Source organism: Collimonas sp. OK242 (genome assembly GCF_900107095.1).
Classification (GTDB): Bacteria; Pseudomonadota; Gammaproteobacteria; order Burkholderiales; family Burkholderiaceae_D; genus Collimonas.
This window is the reverse complement of sequence record NZ_FNOR01000008.1, coordinates 143,559-162,709: the sequence shown is the minus strand read 5'-3', so window position 1 is coordinate 162,709 and position 19,151 is coordinate 143,559. Positions and strand designations below refer to the sequence as shown.

The window sequence follows — 19,151 nt, the reverse complement described above, 5'->3', positions numbered from 1 at the left end:
CGGTTTTTCGCCTGAAAAATAGAGTTTTAATACGAGGCTTTGATATAAAGCTTTATACCATTATAACGATCTACTCATTGCTTCATATAGCGCATGTAATTGAGCCACTTGCGGCAATAGCGCTGCCGGCTCGCTATTATTGACAATCACATCGTCGGCGGCCTGCAGGCGTTGCTGTCTGGTGGCTTGTGTCGCCATGATGGCCCGGACTTGTGACTCGCTTAGCGCATTGCGCTGCATCACGCGGCGTAATTGAACCTGTTCGTCGCAATCCACGACCAGTGTGCGCTTAATCCGTTGGGTCCAGTTGCCGGACTCTATCAATAGCGGCACGACGAAAATGACATACGCGCCTTCAGCACGTTCTGCCGCGTTGGCGGTTTCGGCACGAATCAAGGGGTGCAAAATCGATTCCAGGCGCTGTTTTGCCGAAGCATCTGAAAATACATGGGCACGCATTTTGGCTCTGTCCATGGCGCCGCTGGCGTCGATGAAGGCGCTGCCGAATTCGGCAATAATCGGCGCGATGGCGATGCCGTTCGCCGCGGTCAGCTGATGGGCAATGGCATCGGTGTCGATGACGGCTGCGCCGCGTTCGGCGAACATGTTGGCAACGGTGGTTTTGCCGCTGCCGATACCGCCGGTCAGGCCGACGGTAAATCTGTGCGTAGTTGGCGGCGGCTTATCGTCATTAGCCGCATCGTGCTGGTTCATACGATGTTAGGTGGCAAAACCGAAATAAGTTTCCAGAATTGTTCGGCCATACAGCATCGCGAGCAAGCCGGCGCCAGCCAGATAGGGGCCGAACGGGATCGGTTTGTCGCGTCCGCGGCGGGTAAACACGATGAGTGCAATGCCGACTGCCGCTCCTACCAATGATGAAAGCAGGATAATGATGGGGAGCATTTTCCAGCCCAGCCAGGCGCCAAGCGCGGCCAACAGCTTGAAATCGCCGTAACCCATGCCCTCTTTGCCGGTCAGCAGCTTGAATGCCCAGTAAATCGCCCACAGGCTCAGATAGCCGGCCGCAGCGCCGATCACTGCGTCCTGCAGCGGCACGAACAGGCCGGACAGGTTAAGCAGCAGGCCGATCCATAACAAAGGCAGAGTCAGATCGTCGGGCAGCAACTGCGTATCGGCATCGATAAATGTCATCGCGATCAGCAGATACACAAACACCAGGGTGGACAGACCAAGCCAACCGCTGCCGAAGTGCCAGATCAGCAGGGCTGACAGGCCGCCGCTCAATGCTTCGACCAGCGGATAACGCACGGAGATGGGGGTTTTGCAGCCAGCGCATTTACCGCGCAAAGCCAGGTAACTCAGCACCGGTACATTCTCCAGCGCGCCGATCTGGCGTTTGCAATGCGGACAGGCCGAACGCGGCACCACCAGGTTGTAGCGCTCGGTATGCGGCAGCGGTTTGCCGCTTTCGTGGGCGACATAATTGTCCGATTCACGCTGCATCATGATCGGCAATCTATGAATCACTACATTCAGGAAACTGCCGATCAACAATCCGAAAACAGCTGCCAGTGCGGTGGGAAGCAGGCTTCCCGCCGCCAGGAAAAAAATACCATCTTGCATCAGACCACCGAACCCAGTTTGAAAATTGGCAGATACATGGCAATCACCAGGCCACCGATCAGTACGCCCAGGATGACCATGATCAAAGGTTCCATCAGGCTGGACAAGGACGCGACTGCATCGTCCACTTCGGCTTCGTAGAAATCGGCAACTTTACCCAGCATGTTATCCAGCGAACCGGACTCTTCGCCGATTGAGACCATCTGCGTCACCATGTTCGGGAACACATTGGCGTTTTCCATGGCGGTCGTCAAACTGGTGCCGGTGCTGACTTCGCTCTGGATTTTCTTGGTTGCGTCCAGATAGACGGCGTTGCCGGACGCGCCGCCTACCGAATCGAGCGACTCGACCAATGGCACGCCGGCGGCAAACATGGTTGCCAAAGTGCGGGTCCAGCGCGCAATCGTGGCCTTACGTATCACCGGGCCGAAAATCGGCGCTTTTAGCAGCAGCTGGTCCATGAAGCGCTGCACTTTCAGCGAGCGTCTCCAGGATTGGAAGAACAGATACAGGCCGGCAAATATGGTAGGGAAGATGATGTACCAGTTAGACACCATGAAATCCGAGATGGCCATCACGAACAGGGTCGGTGCCGGCAAGTCGGCGCCGAAGCTGGAGAATACGCTTTTGAATGCTGGTACTACCCAGATCATGATGACTGCCGTAACGACAAAGGCCACCGCCAGAATAGAGACTGGATAGAACATGGCGGATTTGATCTTGCTTTTGATGGCAAGGGTTTTTTCTTTGTAGATTGCCAGCCGTTCCAGCAAGTCTTCAAGGATACCGGCCTGCTCGCCGGCGCCGACCAGATTGCAGAAAAGCGGGTCGAAATACAGCGGGAACTTGCGGAAAGCCTGGCTCAGGCTGGTTCCGGTTTCGACATCGCCACGGATGTCATTGACCAGTTTCGATACTGACGGATTGGCATGGCCCTTGGCCACGATATCGAAAGACTGCAGCAGCGGCACGCCGGCCTTCATCATGGTGGCCAGCTGACGCGTAAACAGGGAAATATCCTTGTCGGAAATTTTCTTCCCGCTGCTGAAGGTCTTCTTTTTGACTTTGGTGACCAGGATCCCCTGGCGCCGCATGGTGACGTTGACCACGGTCTCGCTGCCTGCGCGCAATTCGCCACGCACTACCTTGCCCTTTTTATCTTTGCCCTCCCAGACAAACACCCACTCCTTGACCTGTCGTGAGCCTGCGACGCTGCGTGCTGCAGTTGCCATGAACTATTCCCCTAATTAGATATTGGTGCAGCCAAGCACTTCTTCGAGGCTGGTCAGCCCTTGTTTAACTTTCACTAATCCCGACATCCGCAAGGTATTGACACCCTCGCGCTTCGCCTGTGCTTCGATTTCCAGCGCCGTGCCGTGCGCCAGGATAATGCGTTCTATTTCTTCTGTAATCGGCATGATTTGATAGATGCCGACCCGTCCCTTGTAGCCGGTGCCGTTGCAGCGTTCGCAACCGACCGCCTTGTAAGGCATCCAGCTGCCGTCGATGTCATCTTCGGTGAACCCTGCTTCGAGCAAGGCTTCTTCCTGGAGAGTAATCGGCTGTTTGCAGCTGCACAGGCGACGCGCCAGCCGTTGTGCGGTGATCAGGATCACCGACGAAGCGATATTGAAGGCCGGCACACCCATATTCATCAAGCGTGTCAGGGTCGATGGCGCATCGTTGGTATGCAGCGTGGAAAACACCATGTGACCGGTTTGCGCTGCCTTGATCGAGATGTCGGCGGTTTCCAGGTCGCGGATTTCACCAACCATGATGATGTCGGGATCCTGCCGCAGGAAGGCTTTCAGCGCCACTGGAAAAGTCAGGCCGGCGCGGTCGTTGATATTGACCTGGTTGACCCCGGGCAAATTGATTTCGGCAGGATCTTCAGCGGTGGAAATATTGATGCCGGGCTGGTTCAGGATGTTCAGGCAGGTATACAGCGATACGGTTTTACCGGAGCCGGTCGGGCCGGTCACCAGCACCATTCCGTACGGACGTTGAATGGCGTCCATCAAAATGGCTTTTTGATCCGGATCGTAACCCAGCGCATCAATCCCCATCTGAGCCTGGCTAGGATCCAGGATACGCATCACGATTTTTTCGCCAAACAAGGTCGGCAAGGTGCTGACCCGGAAATCGATCGCACGGGTTTTGGATACGACTAGGCGCATGCGGCCGTCTTGCGGCACCCGTTTTTCGGAAATATCCAGCTTGGAGATCACCTTGATGCGGGACGCCAGTTTTTCCTTGATAGACAGCGGCGGCTGCGCCATGTCGCGCAATACGCCATCGACCCGGAAGCGGATCCGGTAGAATTTTTCAAACGGCTCGAAGTGCAAGTCGGATGCACCTTGGTTGATGGCGTCGGTCAAGATTTTTTGCAAGAAGCGGACTACCGGCGCATCGTCAACATCCGTGGCTGCCGCGTCTGCCACACTTGCCGCATCTTCTTCGACGAAATTGATTTCCTGTTCGTCGCCGACCATCTCGTTGAGGCTTTGTTCGGCCGATTTGACCAGCTTCTGAATCTGCCTGAGCAGGATCGGATGCTCGACGATGATAGGCTCAACCGTCAGCTCGGTTTGAAACTTGATCTGGTCCAGCGCCTGGACATTGGTCGGGTCGGACAGTGCAACGTAGATCTTGTTGCCGCGCTTCGCCAGCGCCAGCACCGAATGACTTTCCATCAGTTTGGCGTCGATGGCTTTTTCCGGCAGCGTGCTTAAATTGAGCACGCTCAGGTCTAGCTGCGGATAGCCGAAGGTCTCGGCGCAAAACAGGGCGAGCGAACGCGCATCCAAGTGGCCGCTTTCCAGCAAGGCGGCGATAAACGGTGTCCGGCTGTCGCTTGATTTCTTGTGCAGGAACTCGATCTGTGGCGCCGACAGACGTCCGGCTTGCAGCAATGCACGGGCAAGTCCGGAGATCGGACTAGTGGAACTGGTGTTGGGAAATACTGCTGCCATAGAGGGGTCAATACCAAAAGATGTGCCGAACCATTCGAACCGACCAATGATGCCCTAGGGGAAACTCACTTGTAAAGGATTTGTGAAGAAATGTGTCGTAAAAGTTGCTGTTGGGCAGTGTTTTTAATGTTCTTGTAGTTTATTCGGCCGCATCAGTTTGGCAACCTTGATCGCCTGGTTTTGCACTTGCACGATTTCTATGATGCATCCGGCAATTTTCAGGCTGACGTTATTGTCGGGAATATCCTGTAGCCATTCCAGTAACAGGCCATTCAAGGTCTTGGGACCATCGAGCGGGAAATTCAAACCGAGGCGCTTGTTGATATCCCGCAGGGTAGTTGCGCCTTCGAGCAGGCATTGCCCTTGCGGATTCCAGGAAAAACTGTCGGCACGCGCGGCTCCCGGCTTGGAGGTGGTGAATTCGCCAATCATTTCTTCAATGATGTCTTCCAGGGTCACCAGTCCCTGCACCTCGCCGTACTCGTCGACGATGATGCCCAGGCGCTCATGGTTTTCCTGGAAATATTGCAATTGCGTGAATACGTCGGTGTCTTCCGGCACGAAGTAAGGCGTGGTGAGCAGCTGGCGAAAATGCTCGACCGTCAGTTCTTCTTCCTGATTCAGTAATGCCATTGCCTTGCGCACATGCAAAATACCAACGATCTGGTTGATTTCGCCTTCATATACCGGCAATTTGTTGTGATAGCAGGTGGTCAGCTGATGTTTGATATCCTCCACCGAGGCTGACAAATTCAGTGCTTCGACTTGTGCTCTCGGCGTCATGACGTCTTCCACCGAAATTTTTTCCAGATCGAACAAATTCAGCAAAATGCTCTTGTGCTTTTGTGGCATGAAATTGCTGCCTTCCAGCACGATGGAGCGCAGCTCTTCCGGCGACACCCGCTGTTCCTGCGCGTGTTTGCCGGTTTTGATATGCAGGACCTTCAGGATAGACGATACGAACAGATTGACGAACCAGATCAGCGGCTTGGCCAGCGCCATCAATGGCTTGAGCACGAAGCTGGTCGGCAAGGCAATGCGTTCGGGATACGTCGCGCCTATCACTTTCGGCGTAATTTCGGCAAATACGATCAGGAGGAAGGCAACCGCCGCAGTGGCGACAGTGATCACTTTCTGATGATTGCCGAATGTCGTGATGGCAATCGCCGTCACCAATGCAGTGGCCAGGGCGTTGACCAGGGTATTGACGATCAGGATCAGCGACAGCAGTTTATCGGTGCGTTCGAGCAGCCACAGCGTGGTAGCGGCTGCCTTGCTGCCGCGCTTGGCCAGATGGCGCAGACGATGCTTGTTGGCGGCCACCAGAGCGGTTTCCGCCATTGCAAAAAAAGCCGACAGGAAGATGAGTACAACTAGTGCAAGAATCTGCACCCATATGGGCACGGCATCCAAAGGGTCACCGTAAGATGAAAGGTTAAAAAGGTTAACCAGCCAACGTGTCGACTGGTCGGGGTGAGAGGATTCGAACCTCCGGCCTCTACGTCCCGAACGTAGCGCTCTACCAGGCTAAGCTACACCCCGTCTAGCTGCTCAATGACTTGAGCAGGTTTTTGGGCCGCCGATCCGCTCTGCGCCGATGCGACAGTCCCCTTGCTGAATTCTCAGTGATTCCGATCCACTGCGAATGCTGATAATTGTAGCAAAGAATCTTTGAACTGACTATTTGGCAACCCTGAGATCGCCGCCGCCGCCCGCTGCGCGGCTTTCTCGGCTTCGTGCCGCGTGTAGTCCAATGCACCTGAACTGGTAATGGCAGCCAGGATTTCATCGAAGTGCTGTTCATCGCCATTCTCGATACAACTGCGCACCAGCGCCTGTTGTTCGGGAGTGCCATGTTCCATCAGGTAGATCAGCGGCAGGGTTGGCTTGCCTTCGCGCAGGTCGTCGCCGACATTCTTGCCGATATCGCTGGCGTTGCCGGAATAATCCAGGACATCGTCGATCAGCTGGAACGCGGTGCCAAGCGAACGGCCGTATTCGCCTGCGGCTTCAATCACATCGTCGCCGGCGCCGGCAATCAAGACACCGAGCTGAGCCGCCGCTTCAAACAACTTGGCGGTCTTGGAGCGTATCACCTGCAGGTAGTTTTCTTCGGAGACGTCCGGATTGTGCATGTTCAGCAATTGCAGCACTTCGCCCTCCGCAATGACGTTGGTGGCGTCTGCGACGATCTGCATCACGCGCGCATTATCGACCGCTACCATCATCTGAAAGGCGCGTGAATACAGGAAATCGCCAACCAGCACCGAGGCCGCATTGCCGAACAGCGCATTGGCGGTCTGGCGCCCGCGCCGCAAGGACGATTCGTCGACCACATCGTCGTGCAGCAAGGTGGCGGTATGAATGAATTCGATCACCGCTGCCAGTTCGTGGTGTTTGTCGCCGCCATAGCCGTACGCCTGGGCCATCAGCAGGACCAGCACCGGGCGCAGGCGCTTGCCGCCGGCGCTGATGATGTATTCGGCGATCTGGTTCACCAGCGGCACTTCGGAATGCAATTGCCGGCGAATCACTGCATTGACCGCTTCCATATCGGCCGCGATCGGGGACATCATGAATTGTGAGGATGAAGTGTTGGGAGCGGCTGACAAAATAAAACCTGTTGGAAATCGATTGTGCCGTGATTATACGATGACAGCCGTGGTTTGAACGCATCTCCCAAATCATATGGCAACACGCCCTAAGGCCCGTCGGCACTAAATTGGCTCTTGTTTGGTTTGGTAGCGGCGACACAGAACGGCCCCGCCCCGCCTTGGCGCAGGGCGGAGCCATCCGATCGCAAAGATATTGCTATCCCTTCAACTTCGCAAAGGCCGCTGCCATGGCGCCGTTTGCCGGCGCCGCTGCTGCTTGACGTTGCTGCGACATGCGCTTGGCGTCGTTGCGGTCTGCACGCTGCTCCGGTTTGGCGCCGGCAACCGGTGCGTTATCGGTCAAACGCATGGTCAGCGCGATACGTTTGCGCTTTTCGTCGACTTCCAGCACTTTGACTTTCACCACCTGGCCGGCTTTGACGACGCTGTGCGGATCCTTGACGAAGGTGTTGGAGAGTGCGGAAATATGCACCAGGCCATCCTGATGCACGCCGATATCGACAAATGCGCCAAACGCCGCCACATTGGTGACCACGCCTTCCAGAATCATGTCAGGCCGCAGATCGCGAATTTCTTCGACGCCATCCTTGAAGGTAGCCGTGGTGAATTCCGGACGCGGATCGCGGCCCGGTTTTTCCAGTTCCTTGAGGATGTCGGCGATGGTCGGCACACCGAATTTGTCATCGGCATATTTGGCCGGGTTGAGTGAGGTCAGCAATTTGCTGTCGCCGATCACGCCCTTGACGTCTTTCTTGATGTCGGCCAGGATTTTTTCCACCAGCGGGTAGGATTCCGGATGGACAGCCGAGCCGTCCAATGGATTGTCGCCATTCATGATGCGCAAGAATCCGGCCGCCTGCTCGAAAGTTTTATCACCCAGCCGCGGCACATCGCGCAGCGCAGCGCGCGAGCCGAACATGCCCTTCATGTCGCGATAAGTGACGATGCTCTGGGCGACGCTGGCGTTCAGTCCGGAGACCCGCGCCAGCAGCGGCGCCGATGCGGTGTTGACGTCCACTCCGACCGCATTCACGCAATCTTCCACCACCGCATCCAGCGAGCGCGCCAGCTGGGTCTGGCCGACGTCATGCTGATACTGGCCGACGCCGATCGATTTCGGATCGATCTTGACCAGTTCCGCCAGCGGATCCTGCAGGCGGCGCGCGATCGACACCGCACCGCGCAGCGAGACATCCATGTCCGGCAATTCGCGCGAGGCGAACTCGGAGGCCGAGTAGACCGAGGCGCCGGCTTCCGACACCACGATCTTGGTCAGCTTCAATTCCGGCCGCAGCTTGATCAGATCTTGCGCCAGCTTGTCGGTTTCACGCGAAGCGGTGCCGTTGCCGATCGAAATCAGCGATACCTTATGCTTTTCCGCCAGCTGCGCCAGCGTATGCAGTGAGCCGTCCCAGTCATTGCGCGGCTGGTGCGGATAGATCGCGGTGGTGTCTACCACCTTGCCGGTGGCGTCGATCACCGCCACCTTGACGCCGGTGCGCAGGCCAGGGTCGAGCCCCATGGTGGCGCGCGGTCCGGCTGGCGCCGCCAGCAGCAATGCTTTCAGGTTGAGCGCAAAGACGTTGATCGCCTCGACCTCGGCTTTTTCCCGCAATTTCGTCATCAGCTCGGTTTCCAGATGCATGAAAACCTTGACGCGCCAGCTCCAGCGAACCGTATCGCTCAGCCATTTATCGGCGCTGCGATTCTTGTTGCTGATGCCAAAGCGGGCGGCGATGCGTCCTTCGCACGGATTGTGCGGAGCATCCCATTTCGGTTTTTCCTCCTCGGTGTCGAGGCGCAGCACGACATTCAGGATTTCTTCGCGGCGGCCGCGGAACAGCGCCAGCGCCCGATGCGATGGAATGGTGCCTATGGTTTCGGAGTAATCGAAGTAGTCGGCGAATTTTTCGCCTGCGTCCTGCTTGCCTTCCACCACTTTCGATTCAACTACCCCGTGTTCGGTCAGATATTCGCGCAGCGCCTGCAACAGCGCGGCGTCTTCCGAAAAACGCTCCATCAGGATTTGGCGGGCGCCATCGAGTGCCGCCTTGGCGTCGGCGACGCCGGGATTGTCGCCGCTGTCGGTGCTGAACGCCGGCTTCAGGTATTTGTCGGCTTCTTGTTCTGGGTTCAGATCGGGATCGGCCAGCAGTGCATCCGCCAACGCGGTCAAACCGGCTTCTGCGGCGATTTGCGCCTTGGTGCGGCGTTTGAGTTTGTATGGCAGGTACAAGTCTTCGAGCCGGGTTTTGTCTTCCGCCAGGGTAATTGCCTGCAGCAGTGCCGGGGTCATTTTCCCTTGTTCCTCAATCGACGCCAGGATCGCGCCGCGGCGCACTTCCAGTTCGCGCAGGTAACGCAGGCGCTCTTCCAGCAAGCGCAGTTGGATATCGTCCAGGCCGCCTGTGGCTTCCTTGCGGTAGCGAGCGATAAAAGGCACGGTGGCGCCTTCGTCCAGAAGGGCTACGGCAGCGGCGACTTGCGCCGGTTTGGCGGCAAGTTCAAGGGCGAGACGTTGTTCGATCGAAGGCAGCATGAGGATTCTTAAGAATGAAATCAAGCGTTGGATGATACGCAATCCAGATAATTCCGCCAGTCTTGACAGTCCGAAAAGAAATCGGCCGGAAAATACGCAACTGAGTAGTCAACTGAGTCTCGGTTGGCTAAATGACAGCTGCATCGTCATATCGCCATGGAGTGTTTCCCGATGGTATTATTTGCGCCATGCCGGATAGTCAACTGTCGGACTAGTCCGTCAAGAATGGATGGAGATGGGTTGTAAATGAAAAATATTGTTAAATAAGTATTTTTTTCTTGTATGTCGATGAGTCAGCAAATATGCTTGTGGCCGAATGCGGCGGGGGCACGGATCCAAGGTCTGTCGCTCATAAGGTAACTTACACGGTAGTATTTTTTCAGGAGTCGAACATGCATCTTTCTAAACGTCTGGGAGCGGAAGCTCTTGGCACATTCTGGCTGGTTCTTGGCGGTTGCGGCAGCGCCGTGCTGGCAGCGGGTTTTCCAGGGCTCGGCATCGGCTTCCATGGCGTCGCACTGGCTTTCGGTTTGACCGTGCTGACAATGGCATTTGCCATCGGCCATATTTCCGGCTGCCATCTGAATCCCGCGGTGACGCTTGGACTGGCTACCGCCGGCCGTTTCCCGAAAAGCGAAATTCTGCCTTACTGGGTCGCCCAGGTGGCGGGCGGCATCATTGCGGCGGGAATTTTATATCTGATCGCCACCGGCAAGCCGGGCGGGGAGATCGGCGGTTTCGCGGCGAATGGCTATGGTGAACATTCACCCGGCCAGTTTTCAATGAGTGCGGCCCTGATCACTGAAGCGGTAATGACTTTCATGTTCCTGATCGTGATTCTGGGAGCTACAGACAAGCGCGCGCCGGCGGGTTTTGCTCCGATCGCCATTGGTCTGTGCCTGACCTTGATCCACTTGATCAGCATCCCGGTGACGAATACTTCGGTGAATCCGGCGCGCAGCACCAGCCAGGCATTGTTTGTCGGCGGCTGGGCTTTGCAGCAGCTGTGGCTGTTCTGGGTGGCGCCGTTGGTTGGCGCAGTCATTGCGGGTGTCGTGTATCCGGCGATCTGGGGCGAGAAGGACTGACGGATAGACTTGCGATTCCGCCGGAATGCGAAAAAGCGCGGCATGCCGCGCTTTTTTGTTTTCTGATCTACGGTCCGGTGTGCTTTACGACACTCTAGCGCGTTTTATGTCTGCCGCCGCTGACGCGTTCGATAGCGGCAATATCCGTCCAGCTTTGCACCGCATCGAACTGCTGCGCTTGCAGCAACGCGCGTACTGCCGAGGCTTGATCGTAGCCGTGTTCCATCAGCAACCAGCCGCCGTCTTTCAGGTGACAGCCGGCGCCGTCGATAATGCTGCGCAGCGCGCTCAAGCCATCCGCGTGGTCGGTCAGCGCATCCTGCGGTTCGAAGCGCAAGTCGCCTTGAGTGAGATGGCTGTCGCCGGCAACGATATACGGCGGATTGGCAACGATCACGTCGAACTGCTGGTCCGCCAACGCGCTATACCAGTTGCTTTGCAATAGCTGCAATCGGGTTTGGTCTGGCGTCAGGTGGCGCGCCGCATTGCGGCTGGCCACGGTCAACGCAGCGGAGCTGACATCCAATGCAGTCACCTTCAGGTCAGGGCGGCCGTGAGCAATGGCAATCGCGATGGCGCCCGAACCGGTGCCGAGATCAAGCACGCTCAGCGTGTTCCCGGCATCGGCAGCAGGCAGATGCTGTAACGCCAGGTCGACCAGCAATTCAGTCTCCGGGCGCGGGATCAAGACGTCTGGCGTGACTTCGAGCTGCAAGCCGTAAAATTCGCGCTGGCCGACGATATAGGCAATCGGCTCGCCCAGCAGGCGTCGTCGAAACAAGGATGAAAGTTGTTGTGCTTGCAGGGCATCGATAAGCCGCTCGTCCTGGGTAATCAGCTGTATCCGTGTCAACCCCAGCACATGCATCAGCAGAATGCGGTTCTCCAGCGGATTCAGCGGCGCCTGCTTCAATACCGCGGCAATGCTGCTGCCGGCCGGTATTGCAAAAGTGTCGGAAATCGCAGGCATTAATCGCGACCGCTATTAATATTAATAACGGCCATTGCCGCTACCGTTGCGCTTGAACAGCGTGGCGACCAGGATCACGACCAGCACCACCGACCACAGCAGCGACCATTGCGGGATCGACAGGCCGAGGATCGGTTCATACGGTGTCGAGCAGAGCGCATAAGCGTCAACCTTGAACACGGATGGCAGCAAGGTGGCAGGCGGCAGGGCGTTCATCGGCGCTTCCAAGGCATCTCTGCCGCATGAAGTCGATGGGTGGGTGATGATCCACAGATGCCAGATGGCGGTACCGGCGCCGCCCAGTCCTGCCAGGATGCCCAGTCCGGCCCCGGCTTTTTGAGCAACGCCCGGCAGGCTGGCGCAGATCAGGCAAACCAGTGCGATCGCCGCGAAGGCATAGCGCTGTATCACGCATAATGGACATGGCTGCATGTCCTGGAAATGCTGCAGGTATAGTGCGGCAGCCAGGATGGCCAAGGCGATGAAGGCGACTGCAAGCAAAACGGATTTGGATGTTTTCATTTTGGGCTGATGAAATTGAGTCGTAGGGTGGACACATCGTGCCCACGCGTGAATTTACCGGTTTAAATTCTATCTTATTATCAGACCGCGTCGCCCAGCGCCGCCAGCAAATCAGCCTGGTGCTCTGCAGCCAGCGCATTGGTCAGCTCTTCCAGGTCGCCATCCATGATGAAATCGAGTTTGTACAGGGTCAGGTTGATGCGATGGTCGGTCATCCGGCCCTGCGGGAAATTGTAGGTGCGAATCCGTTCGCTGCGGTCGCCCGAACCGATCAGCGATTTGCGGGTAGCGGCTTCTTTCGATTGCTGTGCACGCAGCTGGCCGTCCTTGATACGGGCCGCCAGCACTTTCAGGGCGGATGCCTTGTTCTTGTGCTGGCTGCGGTCGTCCTGGCATTCAACCACGATGCCGGTCGGCATGTGGGTGATGCGCACGGCAGAATCGGTCTTGTTGATGTGCTGGCCGCCGGCGCCCGAGGCGCGGTAGGTGTCGATGCGGATATCGGCGGGGTTGATGTCGACATCGCCGACTTCATCCGCTTCCGGCATGATGGCCACGGTGCACGCCGAAGTATGGATGCGGCCCTGGGTTTCCGTGGCGGGCACCCGTTGCACGCGGTGGCCGCCGGATTCGAACTTGAGCTTGGAGTAGGCGCCAAAGCCGATGACGCGCACGATGACTTCTTTGTAGCCGCCGATTTCCGATGCCGATTCCGACACCATTTCCACCTGCCAGCGGTTGCGTTCGGCGAAGCGTGTGTACATCCGCAGCAGATCGCCGGCGAACAGCGCCGATTCGTCGCCGCCGGTGCCGGCCCGGATTTCCAGGAAAATATTGCGCTCGTCGTTAGGATCTTTGGGCAGCAGCATTTTTTGCAGATCACCCTGCAGTTGTTCCATGCGCGCCTTCGCCGCCAGAATTTCATCTTGGGCGAATTCCTTCATGTCGGGATCGGATTGCATTTCCTGCGCCGCTTCGATGTCGGCGGCGGCTTGCAGATAGGACTGGTAGAGCGCTACCAACGGCCCCAGTTCTGCATGCTCGCGCGTCAGCTTGCGATAGCTGTCCATGCTGGCGGTGGCATCCTCCTGCATCAGCAAATCGTTGACCTCGACTAAGCGATTGGCAAGTTGATCGAGCTTGGCGAGCATTGATGGTTTCATGGCGGGTTTCAGTCAGAACAGGATGAATCAAAGGGGGAAACAACAATGTCACGCGCAGGGCTCGCGACGAAACGCGGCTCTGCGGCTATAGCTCAGACGCGCTAACGTTTAGTGCGGAACAGTTGCGGCAGGAGTGCAGCCAGGCGCGCACGTTCGTCGCCCTGGGCATTGTGCAAAGCCTGTTGCGGGCCGTGCATGAATTTGGCGGTCAAGCCTTTGGAGAAAGCTTCCAGGACAACCTCGATATCTTCGCCCTTGGCCAGCATTTTGCGAGCCCGTTCCAGCTCCAGCCGGCGCATGGCTTCGCTCGATTCCTGCAGGTCCTGGATCACTGGCACCACCGTCCGGTTATCGACCCAGTGCATGAATGATTGCACACGGGTCTCGATGATGGCTTCCGCTTGCGCCACCGCGGCCTGGCGATGTTCCATGCCGGTTTGCACGATCGAACCGAGATCGTCGACGGTGTACAGGAAAATATCGTCGAGGCGGCCGATCTCGGTCTCGATATCGCGCGGCACCGCCAGATCCAGCATGAACATCGGTTTGTGGCGCCGTGCCTTGACGGCGCGTTCGACCATGCCAAGACCGATGATCGGCAAGCTCGACGCGGTGCAAGAAACGATGATGTCGAAATTCCCCAGTTGCGTCGGCAAATCAGCCAGCCGGATCGCCTTGCCGTCGAAACGATGCGCCAGCAATTCAGCGCGTTCCAGGGTGCGATTGGCTACCGTCAGGGATTTCGGATTTTGCGCAGCAAAGTGGGTGGCGCATAACTCGATCATTTCGCCGGCGCCGATAAACAAGACATGCTGCCCGGCGATACTATCAAAAATGCGTTCGGACATGCGCACCGCAGCGGCGGCCATGGAGACGCTATGGGCGCCGATTTCAGTGGTGCTGCGCACTTCCTTGGCGACCGCAAAGGTGCGCTGGAACAATTGATGCAAATAAGTGCCGAGTCCGCCTGCCGCTTCCGCATGGCGCACCGCATCCTTCATCTGGCCAAGGATTTGCGCTTCGCCCAGCACCATCGAATCGAGTCCTGAAGCCACCCGGAATGCATGGCGCACTGCATTGTCTTGCGGCAAGGTGTACAAATGCGGCCGCAAATCAGCGTAGGGCAGCTGGTGATAATGCGCGAGGAAATGTGCGGTGGAGTCGATCGAAGTATCGATAGCATCAGCGCCGCCGTGCTGAAAATTGCCGGCTGCGTAGAGTTCGGTGCGGTTGCAGGTTGACAGAATGGCAGCTTCATCCGACATGCTGGGCCCGCTGCCGCCGCCAAACCAGGCGCGCGCCGCCATCACCGCCTGACCGATCTGGTCAGCCGGGAAAGCCACTTTTTCGCGCAAGGCAACAGGCGCGGTGGTGTGGTTGAGTCCGACGGTTAGCAGGTGCATGGATGCAATTGGCAGCAGGGGATGGCAAAATCGTAATATTGTTAACCCAAGATTATACTCTTAGTCGCCAGGGAAGAAATTCCAGTCTGGATGGGGCTGGCCGCAGCTTGGTAGTGGCTTAGTTGGTGAGAGCCGGCAATGTCACAATGAAAGTGCTGCCTTCGCCCAAAGTGCTTTCCAGCGTGATTTCACCGAAATGGCGCTCCACCACGGTTTTTACGAATACCAGGCCGAGGCCGGTGCCGTCTGTATGCGGCTGGCCGGGGGCGCTGACACGCTGGTAACGCTGAAATAACTTGACCTGGTCGTGTGGCGCAATACCACAGCCGCGGTCGCTGATCCGGCACACGATCTGCGGTAATAATTTGACGTATTTCAGGCGCAGGAAGCAGGTAATTCTGGTATCCGGCAGGCTATAGCTGATGGCGTTGGAAATCAGGTTGCACAGTGCCCGCGCCATCAGCGAGCGATCGATATTGGTCAGGAATTCCTGGCCTTCGATATCGGTGATCAGCTCGATTTTCTTATTATTGGCAAGACTCCACATTTCATCGACGGCGTCGTACAGCACGTCCTGGAAATCCACTATTTCAAGCCGGTATTCGGACGATTCGGCGCGCGCCAGCTGGACAAAATTATCCGCTAGTCCCAATGTCTTGCGCGCAGCTTGCTCGATCCGGGCGAAGAACTCCTTTTGCGGCAGCGCCGAGGAAGGATTCCCCTGTAATTCGAGCAACGCCAGGATCGAAGCTTGCGGCGCGCGCATGTCATGCGACAGGAAGCGCAGGGTTTCATCCCGGCTGCGTTCAGCGGCACGGATAACGGTGATGTCGACGATGCTGACGATCCAGCCGGTCAGAACCTGGCGGGCTGAGTGGCAGGGGCCGCTTTTGATCAGCAGGTCGCGCCCTTGCTGGTCCTGTACCGTGGTGCCGTTGGTCAGGGTCGATACATGTTCGAGATCGATCAGGTCCCACCAGCTGAAGGTGTGGCCAGCCGAGGCATTGCTTGCCTGCGGCGTACTCATGTTGGAAAACAGATAGGGCAATAGCGCACCGTCGATGTTCCGGATGCCGGCCGCGGCGAAGTAGTCGCGGGCAAATTGATTGGATACCAGCACATGGCCATCGATGGTGGTGATCAAGGTGGCGTCCGGCAGGCTATTCACGCTATCGGAAATAAACTGGCGTAAATCGCGCACCCGGCGCGCGGCAACGCGCATGGCATTGATGCGTTGCTCAAGCACGTCTTCCACCTGCTGCGGCCCCGGTTCGGTATTCACTTCGGGCAGCAGATGCGGTTCCTGGTCCAGCAACATGAATTCCTGCCCAAGATAGGAAATCGCCGATTCGAGGCGGATCCAGTTCCATATGGGATGGGCGATGGCCAGCGCGATCAAAGCTGCGGTCGGGGCGATCCAGAGCCCCAGCGTCAACAGGAAATAGCTGGCCGCCATCGTCAGCAGCATCAGGGTTGCCGTGATCAGCAAAGAGATGCGCGGCGTCCACAGCAGGTAGCTCGATAGCGCGATCAGGACCGGAACGATGCTGAACAGCGCAGTCTGCACAGGCCGCGCGATGCTGATCGTTTTGTGATCGAGCAGGCCAGCCAGGATGTTGGCATTGATCTCGATGCCCGACATGACGCCGGAGGTGCCCGATACAGGGGTCGGGAAAGTATCCGCCATGCCAAGCGCGGTGGCGCCGATCAGCACGTATTTGCCGGTGAAAAACTGATCGGGAACATCGCCGCGCAATACCGAGGCATAAGGTACAGAACGGAAATGGCCGCTGCTGCCGGCAAACGGGATCTGGATTTGATAATCGCGTTGCCAGCTGCCTGCCTTGTGCGGGTCGAGGTCGGCTGGCGTATTGCCTACCCGTGCACCTGGCAGGTTGCCGTCTGCTCGGGTAATTTTTTGTCCGGCGACACCAGCCAGCGCTACCGAAAAATGCGGCCACCATTTGCCGTCCTGGCCTTCTTGCAGAAAGACACTGCGCACGACGCCGTCGGGATCGAGTTCCAGATGGATATGGCCAAGGCTGCGGGCGGCGGCGAGAAAATCCGGCGTCGGCAACAAAGCCTTGAGGCCGGGACCGGCGCTGGCGACGACAATCGGCAGCACCGTCAGCTTGCTGGCGGCAAGCGCCTTGGCCAGTGCGCGGTCGTCTGCCCGCGAGCCGGGAGACTGCCCTTGCTCGGCTTCCGGCATGATGACATCGAGCCCGATCGCTAACGGGTTGGCGTGCATGATCCGGTTCAGCAGTTTAGCGTGCAGACTGCGGTCCCATGGCCAGCGGCCCAGTTTGCTGATGCTGTAATCGTCGATGGCGACGATGATGATGTCGTCGCGCGCCGGCCGCGAATCGGCCCGCATGAACTGGTCATACAAGGTTCTGTCGAGACGGCCGAGGCCGTTCACATAACCCATGCTGCCGGCCACGATCAGCATCAGGATGGTAATTGCCGTCCACTGGCGAAACGCCACGCGTTTGATGAGCGGTATAACCTGCTTGATCATGAACGGTGGGCGAGGGTTTGCATGGTTGCGGCCGGTTCAGGCTAACTTAATATCCGGCCTGGGTATTGCCGCCGACATTGAGCAAAGGCGAGCCGTCGCCGGTGACCCAGTGGCTGCCGATATAGACTTTTTGCGATGGCGAAAACGGCCCTACGTAACCGTCGGGATCAGTGGCTTTGATGCGAATGAAATAGGTGCCGCTGGCTGGACGCGGCACGCTGATTTCCGGTGTCGTCGTGGTTTGCGTCAACAGCAGTGCCGAGAAGCCGGCGTCGCGGCCGATGTCGACCAGGAATGTTTGTCCCGGCTCTGCGCTCCAGCGAAACGACAGGTCGCCATCAATCGCATCGGCAATCTTAGGCACTTGCAGTGCCGGCAGCAGGTTAAAGCTTTGCGGGTCGCCGTAAGGCCCTTGATCGCGGCCGTCGGCTTGCTCGACGATGGTCGCCACGCGCCAGTAGTAGGTTCCCAACGCCAGTTTGCCGGCGCTGAATTGCGGCGCAGCGAGGGCGGCCTGGTCAACCACCAGCTGTTTGAATTCAGCGTCGCTGGCGACTTGCAAATGATAGGCTTGCGCGTTGCCGACTTCGGCCCAGCTAAACATCACATCTTCGCTGCGCGATTTGTTTTTTGGTTCGATCGAGATAGGCGGCTCCGGCCGCGCTTTCAGTGTAAACGCAGTTGTCTGCGGGATGCCTTGCAAGCCAGTTTGGCCGAGCGCGGTGATGCGGACGAAATATGCACCGTCCTCAAGCCCGTTGATCTTGATTTCGGGCTGGTCCGACTCTGCCTCGTTAACGATATTGCGCGCATCGGCATCGGTGGCGATTTGCGCACGATAGCCATGGGCGCCAGCTACCGGGGCGATGGTAAAGCGCACCGCCGGCCGTTCTTGCAATTGTGACTGGCCCTTGAGTTGCGGTGCGGGCAGCAGCGCGACAGCCTTGCCCACCCCTTTGGCATTGGTCACGTTGCCTTGGCCCTGGTGCAAGGTCAGCGCCGGCAGCTGGCTTTTCTTTGCCACTGCAACGCCGCCGCTCAACACTTCGGTCGTGACGCTGTCGCCGACCAGGCCAACCCGGAAATCGGTGCCGCGCACGCCTGCCACCGCCAATGGCGAACGGACTTCGAAACGGCCCTTGTTTTTGTCCAGCGGCGAGACTTTGGACTCGACCCGGCCTTTCAGCAGCGTGATTTCAGTGCGCGGGCTGCGGATATAACGTGCGGTACGCAGCTTGCTCAGTTTTACCCGGCTGTTGGACGGCAGTGCGATATGCGATTGATCAGGCAGGTTGAGCGACAGGAAGCTGTTGCTGCCGGTATTGATGATGGTGCCTTCGCTCAGTATGGTGCCGATGCTGATGTCGATCGGGCGGCCATCGGCGGCGACTGCGTCGATATGGCCGGACATGGCGGCTACCTGGGCAGTGCTCGGATCGTCCGGCAGCAGCGCTACCGGAATGACGATGGCGGTGCCGACTGGGATCGTGCGGTCGTTCCCGATGCGGTTGAGTTTTGCCAGTTGCACCCAGTTGCCCTTGCTGGCAGTCAGTTGCTCGGCAATGATGCTTAAGGTATCGCCAGCTTGCGCGCGGTAAATGACGGTTGCTGCGCCCACTTGCAGCGAGGATGGATTGAGCGCCGGTGGAGCTGCAGGCGGGGCCGCAAACGAGAGCGAGGACGCAGCAAAGAACGGTGCCAGGAAAGCTATTTTTTCTAGTGTGCTGCGCATATCCGCATTTCTGTCTGGATCAGCGCAACCGGAACGCGC

At 57.8% G+C, this 19,151-nt stretch carries 14 protein-coding genes and 1 tRNA gene; 1 reads left to right on the top strand and 14 read right to left on the bottom strand.

The window, feature by feature from the left end:
* Window positions 1-60 precede the first annotated feature (60 nt).
* From coaE to BLV81_RS10710, 8 genes are all read right to left on the bottom strand, one after another.
* On the bottom strand, window positions 61-714 hold the full coding sequence (gene coaE / locus BLV81_RS10745) for a dephospho-CoA kinase (RefSeq protein ID WP_092355496.1): 654 nt from the start codon (window positions 712-714) through the stop codon (window positions 61-63).
* 6 nt (window positions 715-720) lie between these two features.
* On the bottom strand, window positions 721-1,587 hold the full coding sequence (locus tag BLV81_RS10740) for a prepilin peptidase (protein ID WP_092355494.1): 867 nt from the start codon (window positions 1,585-1,587) through the stop codon (window positions 721-723).
* Entirely contained in the window at window positions 1,587-2,819 is a 1,233-nt protein-coding gene (locus BLV81_RS10735; protein WP_092355492.1) for a type II secretion system F family protein, read from the bottom strand. The genes BLV81_RS10740 and BLV81_RS10735 overlap by 1 nt, the downstream gene beginning before the upstream one ends.
* A 15-nt stretch (window positions 2,820-2,834) precedes the next feature.
* Window positions 2,835-4,559, bottom strand: coding sequence for a type IV-A pilus assembly ATPase PilB (pilB, locus tag BLV81_RS10730; protein WP_092355490.1), 1,725 nt, complete (start codon window positions 4,557-4,559; stop codon window positions 2,835-2,837).
* 123 nt (window positions 4,560-4,682) lie between these two features.
* Window positions 4,683-5,972 (bottom strand): HlyC/CorC family transporter, encoded by a 1,290-nt coding sequence (locus BLV81_RS10725; protein WP_092355488.1) that lies wholly within the window; start codon window positions 5,970-5,972, stop codon window positions 4,683-4,685.
* Between the two features lie 52 nt (window positions 5,973-6,024).
* A tRNA-Pro gene (locus tag BLV81_RS10720) sits at window positions 6,025-6,101 on the bottom strand.
* Window positions 6,102-6,181: 80 nt separating this feature from the next.
* Complete coding sequence (gene ispB / locus BLV81_RS10715) at window positions 6,182-7,132, bottom strand: octaprenyl diphosphate synthase (protein ID WP_092355736.1); 951 nt, start codon at window positions 7,130-7,132, stop codon at window positions 6,182-6,184.
* Window positions 7,133-7,370: 238 nt separating this feature from the next.
* Window positions 7,371-9,713, bottom strand: a complete 2,343-nt coding sequence (locus tag BLV81_RS10710) for a Tex family protein (protein WP_092355485.1) — start codon at window positions 9,711-9,713, stop codon at window positions 7,371-7,373.
* 392 nt (window positions 9,714-10,105) lie between these two features.
* Between BLV81_RS10710 and aqpZ the strand changes: the two genes are divergently transcribed.
* Window positions 10,106-10,801: an aquaporin Z gene (gene aqpZ, locus BLV81_RS10705; protein ID WP_092355482.1), complete on the top strand. Its 696-nt coding sequence runs from the start codon at window positions 10,106-10,108 to the stop codon at window positions 10,799-10,801.
* Between the two features lie 94 nt (window positions 10,802-10,895).
* Here the strand turns inward: aqpZ and prmC are convergent, their stop codons facing one another.
* From prmC to BLV81_RS10675, 6 genes are all read right to left on the bottom strand, one after another.
* Window positions 10,896-11,771, bottom strand: coding sequence for a peptide chain release factor N(5)-glutamine methyltransferase (gene prmC / locus BLV81_RS10700; protein WP_092355479.1), 876 nt, complete (start codon window positions 11,769-11,771; stop codon window positions 10,896-10,898).
* A 21-nt stretch (window positions 11,772-11,792) separates the two neighbouring features.
* Window positions 11,793-12,293, bottom strand: a complete 501-nt coding sequence (locus tag BLV81_RS10695) for a disulfide bond formation protein B (RefSeq protein WP_092355476.1) — start codon at window positions 12,291-12,293, stop codon at window positions 11,793-11,795.
* 80 nt (window positions 12,294-12,373) lie between these two features.
* Complete coding sequence (gene prfA, locus BLV81_RS10690) at window positions 12,374-13,456, bottom strand: peptide chain release factor 1 (protein ID WP_092355473.1); 1,083 nt, start codon at window positions 13,454-13,456, stop codon at window positions 12,374-12,376.
* 101 nt (window positions 13,457-13,557) lie between these two features.
* Complete coding sequence (hemA, locus tag BLV81_RS10685) at window positions 13,558-14,859, bottom strand: glutamyl-tRNA reductase (RefSeq protein ID WP_092355470.1); 1,302 nt, start codon at window positions 14,857-14,859, stop codon at window positions 13,558-13,560.
* A 118-nt stretch (window positions 14,860-14,977) separates the two neighbouring features.
* On the bottom strand, window positions 14,978-17,380 hold the full coding sequence (locus BLV81_RS10680) for a CHASE2 domain-containing protein (protein ID WP_092355467.1): 2,403 nt from the start codon (window positions 17,378-17,380) through the stop codon (window positions 14,978-14,980).
* Window positions 17,381-17,426: 46 nt separating this feature from the next.
* Window positions 17,427-19,112 carry a FecR domain-containing protein gene (locus BLV81_RS10675; RefSeq protein WP_092355464.1) on the bottom strand — a complete coding sequence of 562 codons (1,686 nt, stop codon included), beginning with the start codon at window positions 19,110-19,112 and terminating at the stop codon, window positions 17,427-17,429.
* Window positions 19,113-19,151 lie beyond the last annotated feature (39 nt).